We start from the raw sequence: 13,122 nt of genomic DNA, 5'->3' as shown, positions 1-13,122 counted from the left end.
ATCGACGCGATCGTCGCGCCGGGTGGCGCCGGCTTGGCCGATTCCGTCGGCGTGCCGTGTACGAAATACAAGAGCACGGTACCGAACGCGGTGCCGTGCTCGCGGCCCGGGCGCTGCCGCGTCGACCGTATCAGGCCGTGCCGTGCGCGCCCGGCATGCCGCCGTCGGCCAGCGGGCGTTCGCAAGCCGCAGCCGCGTCGAGCGCCGGCAGGCGCGCCGGGTAGGGATCGTTGCGGCGCTCGGCCCCGTTCGCCTTGCCGGCGGCCGGGCGCGGCCGGATCAGCTCGCTCGCGGTGGGCATCGGCATCATCGTCATCGAGCTGATCGCCAGGATCCGCGCGGCCGCGAGGGTCGGCGCGGCGACCTGGCCCTGGCTGCGGCCCGTTTCCATGTCGACGATGTCGTAGCGTGGCATGTCGCCGAGGTTCGCCGCGCTGGCCCGATGCACGATCCAGGTCCGGCCCAGGCATTCGAACGGCCTGGCGAGCGATCCCGGGTTGCCGCCGGCTGCCTGACGTTCCGAAGGCGCGCCGCCCAGGACTTGCGCCAGGCCGAACAGGCCGCCTTCACCATGCTTTTCGTTCATATCCGATCCCGAGTAAACCGATCCGACAAAGGGCGCTGCGATCTTGCCGAGGTCGCCGCGAAGCGGCAGCCGCTCGGCGCCGATGCCGCATCGGCCGCCGCCGGCCGAGCCTTCGTGTTGAAAATTGTTCATCGTTATTCCGGTTTTTGGCAAAAACTGCAAAGTCATCGCTATCCGCAGCCCGCGTTTTCGTGCGAGCAGCCGGGGGGTAATTGGTAGTGTTTCGGTGCACGCCGAAACATAGGATGCGTGATACATGCGAGATCCGTGCCAGGTGGGAAGGGCTTGTCCGGGCGATGCCGATTTCCATCGAGGGTGCGAGGGCAGGGGCGGACGGTTCGCGCGCCCTGGTCGGGCGGGCGCGAAACCAGGTGGCACGACGATTGCTTTAAATATGCGTCGCCGTTTAACCAACGAGCTCATCATGGCGCCCATCAGAACCATCGACCTACTTTTATTGCGCACCTTGTCGAAGTTTCACCACGCCGAAAAGCAGGCGGCCAGGCTGTTCTCGACGCTCTCGCGGCTGGCCGCCGATCCGGCGCTCGCCACCTGCCTGCAAGCCCGCCGCGAGGCGACGCTGCGGCGCCTGGCGCTCATCGAGTTGCTGGCCGCCCAGTGCGTGATCGACTTGAATTCGACCAAATGCCTGGCCATGGAAGGCCTGGCCGAGGAAATCGCGGAGCTGATCGAGGCGGCCCGGCCCGGCGAGGTGCTGGACGCCGGGATGCGCATCATGGCGCGGCGGGTGATGCGCGGCGAGCAGGAAATGCTCACCGATGCGCGCATGCTGGCCAGTCTGGCGGGTCGTTCCGACGTGCTGCGCTGGCTCGACCAGCCGGGCGAGGGCCAGGGAGAAGGCGAACCGGAGCCGCAAACGGCTGCCGACGGGGAGATCGGCCCGATCGCCGGCGGGCTCGCGGCCCTGGGCGGCGCCCCTGACGACGCGATGGACGATGCCGCCATCGCACGGATGGTGGCACCGATGTCGGATGAAATGCCGATGCGGATCCAGTAGCACGCGAATACGTTTTCGAATAAACAACTCGCCCGAAGGGAAATCCGCCGCTATCGCGGTGATTGTTTCGCGGATCGGTCGAGGCCTGTACAGTTCGACCTCTTGTGGGACGACGTGTGCCGGCCGGATTGACCAGTCTGCGCCACACGGGGACGAAATCGGCTCGAAAGCCGATTCGAATGGGGTGAATCGATGAAAAGGCATACATGACCGACGCTATCGACCAGCGTTCCTTCCGCAGGATCATTCAGCGCAACATCGCGCTCCCGCTCGTGATGGGCCTGGTGAACATCGCGGTGTTCATCGGCCTGGTGGTGTACCTGGTCTCGACCATGAGCTGGGTGGAGCATTCCGAGCGAGTCATCGGCGACGCCAACGAGATGATGCGGCTGGCCGTCGAGCGCCAGTCGTCGAGCCGGGGCTTTTTCATCACGGGCGACGAGCGCTTCCTGTCCCAGTACGAGGTCGGCGAGCGCCAGTTCCAGTCCGAGCTCGATTCCCTGATGAAGCTGGTGCAGGACAATCCCCCCCAGGTCGAGACGCTCAAGCGTATCCAGGCGATCCATGCGCTATGGAATCGCTCGGTCGACGAGGTCATCGAGCTGCGCCGCAAGGGCGCCGATTACAGCGGCGCGATCCAGGCCGGCAAGGGGCAGCGCGAATTCGACGAGACGCGCCGCGAATTCACCTCCTTTCTGGATATCGAGCTGGCCTTGCGTCAGCAGCGCAGCGCCGCCGCGCGCAGCCTGACGGCGGTGGTGGTCGGCACCTTCCTGCTGTTCAGCCTGCTGGTGAGCGGCGTGCTCGCCTGGCGTGGCCGCCGCGAGCTGCTGGAACTCTCCGGCACCTACGACGACGCGCTGCGGCAGGAGCTCGAGCATACCGAGGTGCTGAAGCGGCAGGTCTGGGTGCGCTCCGGCCAGCGCCTGCTGGCCGAGAAGATGGTCGGGCAGAGCAGCCTGGCCTCGGTGGGGCAGGCCACGCTGGACTTCCTCGCCAATTATCTCGACGCGCTGGTTTCCGCCCTGTATGTGCGCGATGCCGCGTCAGGCGATCTGCGCCGGGTAGCGACGCACGGCTTCAGCCACGAGCAGGCGAGCGGCGGCAGCTTCCGGGATTCGGAGGGCCTGGTCGGCCAGGCCGCCTCGTCGCGGCGCACGGTGGTGATGAAAGATACCCCCGACACCTACCTCACGGTGACGTCCGGGCTGGGCGGCAGCGTGCCGCGCAGCCTGGTCGTGCTGCCGGTGGTCAACGACGACGTGGTGAACGGCGTCATCGAGCTGGCCTTCATGCGCGACGTCGAGGATCGCGATCTCGAACTGCTGGAGCTGATCGCGAACAGCGCGGGCGGCTTCATCGCCGCCGCGCAATATCGCGAGCGCCTGCAGGAAACCCTGGCCGAGGCGCAGCAACTCAACGAGGAAATGCAGGTCCAGCAGGAGGAACTGCGTGTCGCCAACGAGGGGCTGGAGGAACGGGGGCGCGCGTTGATCGATTCGCAGGCGCGGCTGCAATCCCACCAGGCCGAACTCGAGCAGACCAATACACAGCTCGAGGAATACGCGCAGCGCCTGGAGCGGCAGAAGGCGGAACTGGTGAGTGCCCAGCAATCGCTTTCGGCCAACGCGGCGCGACTCGAACAGACCAGCCGCTACAAGTCCGAGTTCCTGGCCAACATGTCCCACGAGCTGCGCACGCCGCTGAACAGCTCGCTGATCCTGGCCCGCCTGCTGCAGGAAAACCGCGGCGGCAACCTGACCGACGAGCAGGTCCACTACGCGCAGACGATCCACAGCTCGAACAGCGACCTGCTGAACCTGATCAACGACATCCTCGATTTGTCGAAGGTCGAGGCCGGGCACATCGTGATGGAGCCGGAGACGGTCGTGCTGGATACGGTCATGCGGTCGATGCGGGAAATGTTCTCGCCGATCGCCGAGGGCAAGGCGCTGACGCTGACCATCACGCGTGCGCCGGGCACGCCCGGCACGATCGTGACCGATCGTCAGCGGCTGGTGCAGATCCTGCGCAACCTGCTCTCCAATGCGCTGAAGTTCACCGAGCGCGGCGAGGTCGCCCTGGGCATCTCGGTGGATGGCGCGGGCGAGATCCGCTTCGAGGTTCGCGATTCGGGGATCGGCATCGCCGCGGACAAGCTCGAGATGATCTTCGAGGCGTTCCAGCAGGCCGACGGCTCGACCAGCCGCCATTACGGCGGCAGCGGCCTGGGCCTGTCGATCTCGCGCAAGTTCGCGGAGCTGCTGGGCGGGCGCATCGACGTGGTGAGCGAACCCGGCGCGGGCAGCGTGTTCACGCTGCGCCTGCCGCTCGACCTGGCCATGCCGGCCGCCGCGCTGGACCCGGCGCGCGCCGCGCAGCAGGCCGACGTCGTGGCCGCGCCGCAGGACGCGCGCGAGGCGCTGCGCGCCACCGGCGTCGCGAGCCCCGTCGCCCAGGCGAATGGCGGCGGCCAGGGCGGTCATGGCGCGATGCTCGCGAAGCCCATCGCCGACGATCGCGACAATCGGCATCGCCCGGGCCGCCTGATCCTCGCCATCGAGGACGACCTGGTATTCGCGGGCATCCTGCGCGATCTGGTGCACGAACTCGACTTCGACTTCGTGCACGCGGCCGACGGCAGCTCGGGCGTCGCGCTGGTGCGCGACATGCAGCCCACGGCGGTCCTGCTCGACGTCGGGCTGCCCGATCGTTCCGGGCTCACCGTGCTCGAATGGCTGAAGAGCGATCCGCTCACGCGCCATATCCCGATCCATATCGTGGCCGCCACCGACCATATCGCGAAGGCCCTGCACCTGGGTGCCGCCGGATACACGCTCAAGCCTGCCGCGCGCGCGACGCTGGAGGACGCGATCCGGCGCATCGAGGGGCGCCTGGAGCATCGTTTCAAGCGCGTGCTGGTGATCGAGGACGACACGGCGATGCGCGAGGGCATCCGCGACCTGCTCACCAACGAGACCACCGAGATCGTGGCGGTGGACACCCTGGCTAGCGCCCTGGAGAACCTCAACCTGGTCGATTTCGATTGCGTGGTGACGGATCTCGCGCTGCCTGACGGCACCGGCTACGACCTGCTCGAAACGCTGGCCGCCGATCCGGCGCGCGCGCTGCTGCCGGTGATCGTCTACACGGGCCGCGCGCTGTCGGCCGACGAGGAGCACCGCTTGCGGCGCTATTCCAAGTCGATCATCATCAAGGGCGCCCGCTCGCCCGAGCGCCTGCTGGACGAGGTCACGCTGTTCCTGCACAGCGTCGAGTCCACCCTCGCGCCGGAACAGCAGCGCATGCTGCGCACCGTGCGCCAGCGCGACGACATCTTCGAGGGCTGCTCGATCCTGCTGGCGGAAGACGATGCACGCAACATCTTCGCGCTCTCGCACGTGATCGAGCCGCTCGGCGCCAAGCTGTTCATCGCGCGCAACGGGCGCGAGGCGCTGGAGCTGCTCGAACAGGGGCACAAGATCGACCTGATCCTGATGGACGTGATGATGCCGGAGATGGACGGCCTGGCCGCGACGGCGGCGATCCGGAAAGACGCGCGCTTCATGCGGCTGCCGATCATCGCGCTGACCGCGAAGGCGATGGAGCACGACCGCATCCGCTGCATCGAGGCGGGCGCCGACGACTACATTTCGAAGCCGATCGATATCGACAAGCTGGTGTCGCTGTGTCGTGTCTGGCTGCGGCAGCGCTAGGATGGAAACCGCCGGCATGGAATCGCAATACGGTGACGACGACGTCGAAGCGCTGCGCATGGATAACTTCGACATCGAGCTCAAGCTGCTGCTCGATGCGATCTACCTGAAATACCAGCACGATTTCCGCCACTACTCGCTGCCCTCGCTGCGCCGGCGCCTGACGCAGGCGCTGGCGGAATTCGGCCATCCGACGCTGTCGCAACTGCAGGACCGCATTCTCCGCCACGAGGACGAGTTCACGCGCCTGTTCCAGTACCTGACGGTGCAGGTCAGCGAGATGTTTCGGGATCCCGCCTATTTCCAGGCGCTGCGCGAGCACGTGCTGCCGGTGCTCGGCACCTATCCTTCCATCAAGGTGTGGGTGGCGGGATGCAGCAATGGCGAGGAACTCTGGTCGCTGAAGATCCTGTTCGACGAGGAAGGGCTGACGGATCGCACGATGTTCTACGCGACCGACATCAATCCCGACGCGCTGGCGCGTGCCGAAGCCGGCATCTATGCCGCCGACCGCATTCCGGGCTTCTCCCGGAACTATCTGGAGGCGGGCGGCAAGCGGTCCTTGTCGGATTACTACCATGCCGCTTACGGCGGGGCACGCATCGCGTCCCGGTTGCGCGAGCGGGTGGTGTTCGCCGACCACAGCCTCGCGACCGACGAGGTGTTCCTCGAGGCGCATCTGGTGTCGTGCCGCAACGTGCTGATCTACTTCGAGCGCGAACTGCGGGAGCGCGCGCTGGCCCTGTTCGAGCGGACCCTGGTGCGGCGAGGTTTCCTGGGCCTGGGGATCAAGGAGAGCCTGCGTTTCTCGGGCCAGCATCCGGCCTTCGAGGATTTCAGCCGGCGTGAACGCATCTACCGGAAACGCTGACGGCCATGTCGTTACCTGCTTCGTCTCCACCCGGCGCGCTGCCTGCTCCCGCCCGGCCGCCCTACGAGGCGGTCGCGATCGGCGCGTCGGCCGGCGGCATCGAAGTGCTGGCCATCCTGCTCGGCGCGCTGCCCGCCGCGTTTCCCGCGATCGTGATGGTGGTGGTGCATCTGCCCACCGATGCGCCGAGCCATCTGGCCCAGGCGCTCGCGCGGTATTGCCTGCTCCCGGTGCAGGAGCCCGATGCCGGCGAGCCGCTGGCCGCCGGTCACGTTTACGTGGCGCCGCCCGATTATCATCTGCTGGTTGCCGACGACCTGACGGTGGCCCTGTCGGTGGATGCCCGCGTGGCCTTTTCCCGTCCGTCGATCGATGTGCTGTTCGAATCGGCGGCTCATTGTTTTCGCCGCCGCCTGCTGGGCGTGCTGTTGTCGGGTGCCAACGACGACGGCGCGGCGGGGCTGGCCCGCATCCGTGCCGCGGGCGGCACCGCCTGGGTGCAGGACCCGGCCACCGCCGAAGCGTCCGCCATGCCGCTGGCGGCCATCGCGCGCGGCGCGGCGGATGAGATTCTTTCTCCGCTCACCATGGCCGGCCGGCTGGCCGCCTTTTCCGCTTACTCCTGATGCAGACCATGGCTTCTGTCAACATTCTCATCGTCGACGACATCGCCCACAACATCACGGCCTTGCAGGCATTGCTGGCCCGGGATGGCGTCAACCTGCTGGTGGCGCAATCGGGAACCGCGGCGCTGGAGCTGTTGCTGGTGCACGAGGTGGCGCTGGCGCTGCTGGACGTCAACATGCCGGACATGAACGGCTTCGAGCTCGCCTCGCTGATGCGCGGCAGCTCGCGCACCGCCCATGTGCCGATCATCTTCCTGACCGCCACCACCGAGGAAGCTTCGCGCACCTTCCGCGGCTACGAGGCGGGCGCGGTGGACTTCCTCTACAAGCCCGTCAATCCGCAGATCCTGCAGGCGAAGGTGGATGTCTTCGTGCAGCTCGAACGCCACAAGCGGCTGCTGGCCGAGGAGTTGCAGACTTCGCGCGCGCTGCTCGCGGCCAACGAGATGCTGATGGCGGTGCTCGGGCACGACCTGCGCACGCCGCTCGGCGCGGTGCTGTCCTCGGCGGAGTACCTGCTGCGCGAGCCGAACGGCCCGCAGACGGTGAAGGTGGCGAACCGCATCAAGAGCAGTTCGCAGCGCATGGCGCGGATGGTCCATCAGTTGCTGAATCTCGCGCGTCTGCAGGGCGGCAGGCTTCAGTTGCAGCGCGAGGCGGTGCAGCTCGGCACGCTGTGCCGCTCGATCGCGGACGAGTTCCGCGGCGGCGACGGCGGTGACCGCGTCGAGATCGTCGAGCGCGGCGACGGCGCCGGCAACTGGGATGGCGACCTGCTATGGCAGGCGATTTCGAATCTCGTCAGCAATGCCTTGCAGCACGGCGCGCCGGACAGTGTGGTGACGGTGGAGGTCGATGGCGAGGCGGCGAACCGGGTGTCGGTCAAGGTCCGCAATCGCGGCGTGATTGCCGAGAACGTCGTGCCGCATCTGTTCGAGGCCTTCGGGCCCGGCGCGGCCGACACGCCGCGCCGCGCCGGCCTGGGGCTGGGGCTGCACATCGTCGAGAAGATCGCCCAGATGCATCGCGGCGCGGTGAAGGTGGTGACGGACGAGGCGGATCACACCACGTTCCGTATCGAGCTGCCGCGCTCGGACGAACGTGACGAGACGGCATCGCGCGGCTAAGCCGATGGATTGATGGACGTGACGCAAGCTAGACAGATCATGAACAGTGCGATGAACCAGATGGCCGGTCCGATGGGGGACTGGCAAAGCGGATGGATTGGGGATACCGAGGACCATGCGATCTGCCTGCTGTCGCCGCAGGGGCGCATCCTGACCTGGAATCGCGGCGCCGAGCGCGCCTGCGGCTACCAGGGCACGGAAATCATCGGCCAGGATTTTTCCTCGTTCTATCCGGAGAAGGCCTGTGCCGCCGGCGCGCCCGCGCAGACGCTGGCCGCCGCGGCCGCGCACGGCCGCCATGCCGAACAGGGATGGCGCGTGCGCAAGGGCGGCGCGCCATTCTGGGCCGATGCCGTCGTGACGGCCTTGCGTGGTCCCGGCGACGCCCTGCTCGGCTTCGTCAAGGTACTGAGCGACATCAGCGACAGGAAGGCCGCCCAGGATGCGGCGCTGGAAAGCGAGCGCCAGTTCCGGATCCTGGTGCAGGGCGTGGTGGACTACGCGATCTTCATGCTTTCCCCCGATGGCCATGTCGTCAGCTGGAACCCGGGTGCCGAGCGCATCAAGGGTTACGCGTCCGGGCAGATCATCGGCTCGCATTTCTCGCGCTTCTATACCGAGGAGGACGTGGCCGCCGGCGTTCCCGAGAACGCGCTGGAAACGGCACGCAGGAACGGGCGCTTCGAGGCCGAGGGATGGCGGGTCCGGCGGGACGGCAGCCGCTTCTTCGCGCATGTGGTGATCGACGCGATCCGGCACGAGGGCGAACTCGCCGGCTTCGCGAAGGTGACGCGCGACATCACCGAACGCCAGCAGGCGGCCGAACAACTGGAGCAGGCGCGGGTGGCGCTGTTCCAGGCGCAGAAGATGGAAGCGCTGGGGCGGCTCACCGGCGGCGTCGCCCATGACTTCAACAACGTGCTGCAGGTGCTGCGCGGCAACCTGGATCTGCTGACGAGCCGCCACGAAAGCGACCCCTGGACCATCGAGCGCCTGCAGAAGGCGATCGACGCGACCGAGCGCGGCTCCCGGCTGGCCACGCACCTGCTGGCCTTCGGGCGGCAGCAGGCGCTGCAGCCGGTGGTCGTGAACCTGGAGCGGCAACTGCGCGACATGGACGACCTGCTCAGGCGCACGCTCGGCCAGTCGATCGACATCGAGACGCTGGTGGCGCCGGGGCTCTGGCACACCATGATCGACCCGCATCAGTTCGAGAACGCCGTGCTCAATCTCGCGGTGAATGCCCGCGAGGCGATGCCCGAAGGCGGGAAGCTGACGCTCGAGCTGGAGAACGAGGCGCTCGACGAGCGTTACGTGGCGGCCGAATCGGACGTGCCGCCGGGGCAGTACGTGATGCTGGCCGTCACCGACAACGGCGTGGGCATGCCCGCCGAGATCCTGGCCCGCGCCTTCGATCCGTTCTTCAGCACCAAGTCGGAAGGCGCCGGCACGGGGCTCGGCCTGAGCATGGCCTATGGCTTCGTCAAGCAAAGCGGCGGCCATATCCGCATCTACAGCGAGGTGGGCTACGGCACCACGGTGAAGGCTTATTTCCCGAGGTCGGCCGGGGTGCCCGTCGGCGCGCCGCGCACGAGGCCCGGCGCGATTCATCAGGGTAGCGAAACGGTGCTGGTGGTGGAGGACGATCCTTCCGTGCAGTCGACCGTGATCGACACGCTGACGGGCCTGGGCTACGAGGTGCTGAAGGCCAACGACGCGCTGCAGGCGCTGGCCGTGATCCGCAGCGGCGCGCATATCGACCTGCTGTTTACCGACGTGGTGATGCCCGGGCCCTTGCGCAGCCCGGAGATGGCGCGCCAGGCCAAGCAACTGCTGCCGAACCTGAAGATCCTGTTCACCTCGGGCTACACGCGCAATGCGATCGTGCATGGCGGGCGGCTCGACCCCGGGGTGGAGTTGTTGAGCAAGCCCTATAGCCGCCAGCAACTTGCCGCCAAGCTGCGCCAGATGCTCGCCGCGAGCGGCGAGCCGCCCGCGCTGCCCGCCGTGGCCGCCATGTCCGGCGAGGCGGCACCGAGCAGCCCGCAGCCGCAGGACGCGCCGGCGTGCGGCGAGGTCGTGGGCCGGCGGGTGCTGGTGGTGGATGACGACGCGGATTCGCTGGAGGCGACGGCGATGCTGCTGGAAATGGGCGGCCACGTCGTGCTGCGCGCGGAGGATGCGCGCCGGGCCCTGGCGGTGCTGGACAGCGAGGCCTGCGACATTCTCCTGACGGACCTGGCCTTGCCGGATATCGACGGCATGGAGCTGGCGAGGCAGGCGGTGCATGCCCATCCGCACCTGCGCGTGATCTTCGCCTCCGGGCACGTGGTTTCCAAGGCGGCGGACCTGGCCTTTGCCTGGACCGCCTTGCAGAAGCCCTTCGATGCGGATCAGCTGTTCGGCGCCGTGCAGAAGATATCGCGGGCGCAGCCGACGGCGTGACCCGGCACGCCGCGTGAGTGCGGTGCGCCGCTTCCCCGCTCAGGCCATCTGGTCGTCGCTCGCCACGCCGTCCTCGAACAGCGCGAGACGGTTGTAGAGCGTCTTGAGGCTGATGTCGAGCACCTCGGCGGCATGGGTCTTCACGCCGCCGCATTTGGCGAGCGTGCCGAGGATCATCTGACGATCGAGCTCGTCCAGCGGGGCGCCGAGCTCGACCGATACCGAATCGCCGAACTCGGCTTCGTTGCCGGCCACCTCGACCGTGATCGGCGGCGGCAGCGTCTCGATCAGTTCGCCGTCGCTGAAGATGCGGGCGCGCTGCACGAAGTTGCGCAGTTCACGTACATTGCCCGGCCATTTGAAATTGGCGAGCGCGGCGAGGGCGGCGGGCGCGAAACGCATCTCGTTGCCGGCCTGCTCGTTCAGTTGCTCGAGAAACGCGCGGGCCAGCATGGCGATGTCGTCGCCGCGCTCGCGCAGCGGCGGCAAGGTGATCGGGAACACGTTCACGCGGTGATAGAGATCGGCGCGCAGCCTGCCGTTGGCGATCGCGGCTTCGGGATCGAGGTTGGTGGCCGCCACGATGCGCACGTCCACGTCGAACTCCTTCAAGCCGCCGAGCCGCGTCACGCGCCCGGTTTCGAGCACGCGCAGCAGCTTGACCTGCGATTCCATCGGCATCTCGGTGATCTCGTCGAGGAACAGCGTGCCGCCGTGGGCGCGTTCGAAGAAGCCCTTGTGCTGACGATCGGCGCCCGTGAAGCTGCCCCGGTCGTGGCCGAACATCTCGCTCTCCACCAGGTTCGCGGCGATCGCCCCGCAGTTGATGGCGAGAAACGGGCCGGTGCGGCGCAGGCTCAGGTCGTGGATGGTGCCCGCGGCGAGTTCCTTGCCCGTGCCCGATTCGCCCTTGAGCAGCACCGAGGCGCTGGTCCTGGCGACGCGGTTGATCGCGTCGTACAAGGTCTGCATGGGCGGCGAGGTGCCGAGCATGCGCCCGAAGCGGCCGAGCTGCTGGAGCTCCTGGCGCAGCGAATCGATTTCCGCGCGCAGGGCGCTCACGCGCGGCAGGCGCGAGAGGATGCGCGTGAGCCGCTGCATGTTGACCGGCTTGACGAGGTAGTCGCTCGCGCCGCGGCGCAGTGCGTCGATCGCGGTTTCCAGGCTCGCATGGCCCGTCATCAGGACCATCTCGCAGTGCGTGCCTTTCGGTAGGTCCTTGAACAGATCCATGCCGTTGCCGTCGGGAAGCACCAGGTCGCACAGGATCAGGTCGGGGGGATCGCCCGCGATCAAGCGGCGGGCGTCCGCGAGTGTCGCCGTGGTTTCGCAGCGTAATTGCTGCGATTGCGCCAGGGCGGCGAGCATGTCGCGGGAATCTGCGTCGTCTTCGACAACCAGTACGTAGGACACGAATACTCCAGGGGGGACCGAATAGGCCGTGGCTCAGGGCCGGGTTGTGCTGCGGGGGCGATATGCCGGAACTTGCCGGTGCGGCTGTTGAATCTTCGACGCTGGATCGAGAGGAGCGAGGGTATCGGAGGCACGCCGATTCCCGAGCATGTAAAAAGCGCGCAATCATACAGCGCGCTTGTAATCCGTTCCGCCTCGACGCCGTTTCCACGGCTGCGCGGCGGGCCGGCATCTGCATCCCCGCGCTTGGGCGGACGATTCAAGCAAGAGCCGGGCCTGCCGCGCGTCGGTCGCCGGATCGGCGAGGCCGTCACGCGCTGCCGATATAATGGGCGTGCCTTTCAACCATGGGATATCGAATGAAATCACTGATCGCTCTGCTCGCTGCATCGTCCTTCGCCGTGTCCGCGTTTGCCGCCAACGTCGTCGAGAAGCTGCCCTCGGGCGTGGTCGTCGAAACCCTCAAGGCGGGCACCGGCGCGCAGCCGACCGCCAGCGACGTGGTGCGCGTCAACTACGTCGGCACGCTCGCCAACGGCACGGAGTTCGACAACTCGGCCAAGCACGGCGGCCCGGCAACCTTCCCGCTCGGCGGCGTGATCCCGTGCTGGACGCAAGGCGTGCAGAAGATGAAGGTGGGCGGCAAGGCCAAGCTGACCTGCCCGGCGGCAACGGCTTATGGCGATCGCAGCGTCGGCGTGATCCCGCCGAATAGCCAGCTGACGTTCGAGGTGGAGCTGCTGGGGATTGGGCAGTAACGCTCGCTCAGTCACTCACTCAGGATATGTGGTGCAGGAGCCCGGCCTTGGCCGGGCTTTTTTGTGTCTGGAGTGCTGGTGGGTGGTTGATGCTGCGCTTCGCGCAGATTGGCGCCCCCCCGGTTACTCAGATTGGCGTGTCGTCCCACGCGATTTTTTTCCGTGGCTTCATCCCGCGGCGAACTCCCGTTGTCTGGTCGACGCTAAGGATTCCATGTCGGGTGATGTCAACCTCCGATTCGTCGATCGGCGTGATGATCAATTGGCCCATCGTCACCTTGATGCGCGCGCGATGCCCAGGGATGAAACCGGCATCTTCCAGCCAGTAGCCGGCAAGTCGCATCCAAGGGAACGTGGTCATTTCGGTTCTGTCTTTCTTTGGGTCGAATTCGCCGAGGTAGCGCCAAGACTCCCGAATGGTTACGGAGCGGTCGGGGAAACTGTTTGGTGCGTTATGATTCTTTTTCAGCCATTGTTAACTCCCATGTGAGTTAGTGGTGGTTAGCGGCCTATGGGTGTGTCAGCACCTGTAGGTCGCGCTCGTTTACGCGGCGGGTTTGAG

The 13,122-nt window shown here is 67.0% G+C and carries 10 protein-coding genes; 7 read left to right on the top strand and 3 right to left on the bottom strand.

Annotation, left to right across the window (positions count from 1 at the left end; translation table 11 throughout):
* Window positions 1-130: 130 nt before the first annotated feature.
* Window positions 131-844, bottom strand: a complete 714-nt coding sequence (locus FB600_RS32370) for a hypothetical protein (RefSeq protein WP_124076621.1) — start codon at window positions 842-844, stop codon at window positions 131-133.
* Between FB600_RS32370 and FB600_RS32365 the strand changes: the two genes are divergently transcribed.
* The 6 genes from FB600_RS32365 (at window position 843) to FB600_RS32340 (ending at window position 10,389) form a co-directional block, all read left to right on the top strand.
* Window positions 843-1,604 carry a DUF892 family protein gene (locus tag FB600_RS32365; RefSeq protein ID WP_098151289.1) on the top strand — a complete coding sequence of 254 codons (762 nt, stop codon included), beginning with the start codon at window positions 843-845 and terminating at the stop codon, window positions 1,602-1,604. The genes FB600_RS32370 and FB600_RS32365 overlap by 2 nt on opposite strands.
* A 206-nt stretch (window positions 1,605-1,810) precedes the next feature.
* A complete protein-coding gene (locus FB600_RS32360) occupies window positions 1,811-5,320 on the top strand; it encodes a response regulator (RefSeq protein ID WP_096751906.1) in 3,510 nt (1,169 codons plus the stop codon).
* A 16-nt stretch (window positions 5,321-5,336) separates the two neighbouring features.
* Window positions 5,337-6,191, top strand: a complete 855-nt coding sequence (locus FB600_RS32355) for a CheR family methyltransferase (protein ID WP_096752917.1) — start codon at window positions 5,337-5,339, stop codon at window positions 6,189-6,191.
* Between the two features lie 5 nt (window positions 6,192-6,196).
* Window positions 6,197-6,817 carry a chemotaxis protein CheB gene (locus tag FB600_RS32350; RefSeq protein WP_017919731.1) on the top strand — a complete coding sequence of 207 codons (621 nt, stop codon included), beginning with the start codon at window positions 6,197-6,199 and terminating at the stop codon, window positions 6,815-6,817.
* Window positions 6,817-7,944: a hybrid sensor histidine kinase/response regulator gene (locus FB600_RS32345; protein ID WP_096751905.1), complete on the top strand. Its 1,128-nt coding sequence runs from the start codon at window positions 6,817-6,819 to the stop codon at window positions 7,942-7,944. The genes FB600_RS32350 and FB600_RS32345 overlap by 1 nt, the downstream gene beginning before the upstream one ends.
* Window positions 7,945-7,983: 39 nt before the next feature.
* Window positions 7,984-10,389, top strand: a complete 2,406-nt coding sequence (locus FB600_RS32340; RefSeq protein WP_374941982.1) for a PAS domain S-box protein — start codon at window positions 7,984-7,986, stop codon at window positions 10,387-10,389.
* Window positions 10,390-10,428: 39 nt separating this feature from the next.
* Here FB600_RS32340 and FB600_RS32335 read toward each other — a convergent pair whose 3' ends face one another.
* Window positions 10,429-11,802 carry a sigma-54-dependent transcriptional regulator gene (locus FB600_RS32335; protein WP_096751903.1) on the bottom strand — a complete coding sequence of 458 codons (1,374 nt, stop codon included), beginning with the start codon at window positions 11,800-11,802 and terminating at the stop codon, window positions 10,429-10,431.
* Between the two features lie 359 nt (window positions 11,803-12,161).
* On the opposite strand from FB600_RS32335, the gene FB600_RS32330 reads away from it, so the two are divergent.
* A complete protein-coding gene (locus FB600_RS32330) occupies window positions 12,162-12,560 on the top strand; it encodes an FKBP-type peptidyl-prolyl cis-trans isomerase (protein WP_013691373.1) in 399 nt (132 codons plus the stop codon).
* Window positions 12,561-12,687: 127 nt separating this feature from the next.
* On the opposite strand, the gene FB600_RS32325 is transcribed toward FB600_RS32330, so the two are convergent.
* Complete coding sequence (locus tag FB600_RS32325) at window positions 12,688-12,921, bottom strand: SymE family type I addiction module toxin (protein ID WP_145757995.1); 234 nt, start codon at window positions 12,919-12,921, stop codon at window positions 12,688-12,690.
* Between the last annotated feature and the right edge of the window lie 201 nt (window positions 12,922-13,122).

Source organism: Burkholderia sp. SJZ089 (assembly GCF_007828315.1).
GTDB lineage: Bacteria > Pseudomonadota > Gammaproteobacteria > Burkholderiales > Burkholderiaceae > Burkholderia > Burkholderia gladioli.
The sequence above is the reverse complement of the archived record's forward strand: the minus strand, read 5'-3'. Positions and strand labels throughout refer to the sequence as shown.

What these genes read in the sequence shown, in the direction of transcription:
- FB600_RS32360 (WP_096751906.1), top strand. Translation starts at nt 1,811, where the DNA reads ATGACCGACGCTATCGACCAGCGTTCCTTCCGCAGGATCATTCAGCGC.
- FB600_RS32325 (WP_145757995.1), bottom strand. Translation starts at nt 12,921, where the DNA reads ATGACCACGTTCCCTTGGATGCGACTTGCCGGCTACTGGCTGGAAGAT.
- FB600_RS32350 (WP_017919731.1), top strand. Translation starts at nt 6,197, where the DNA reads ATGTCGTTACCTGCTTCGTCTCCACCCGGCGCGCTGCCTGCTCCCGCC.
- FB600_RS32370 (WP_124076621.1), bottom strand. Translation starts at nt 844, where the DNA reads ATGTATCACGCATCCTATGTTTCGGCGTGCACCGAAACACTACCAATT.
- FB600_RS32330 (WP_013691373.1), top strand. Translation starts at nt 12,162, where the DNA reads ATGAAATCACTGATCGCTCTGCTCGCTGCATCGTCCTTCGCCGTGTCC.
- FB600_RS32340 (WP_374941982.1), top strand. Translation starts at nt 7,984, where the DNA reads ATGAACAGTGCGATGAACCAGATGGCCGGTCCGATGGGGGACTGGCAA.
- FB600_RS32355 (WP_096752917.1), top strand. Translation starts at nt 5,337, where the DNA reads ATGGAATCGCAATACGGTGACGACGACGTCGAAGCGCTGCGCATGGAT.
- FB600_RS32365 (WP_098151289.1), top strand. Translation starts at nt 843, where the DNA reads ATGCGAGATCCGTGCCAGGTGGGAAGGGCTTGTCCGGGCGATGCCGAT.
- FB600_RS32345 (WP_096751905.1), top strand. Translation starts at nt 6,817, where the DNA reads ATGCAGACCATGGCTTCTGTCAACATTCTCATCGTCGACGACATCGCC.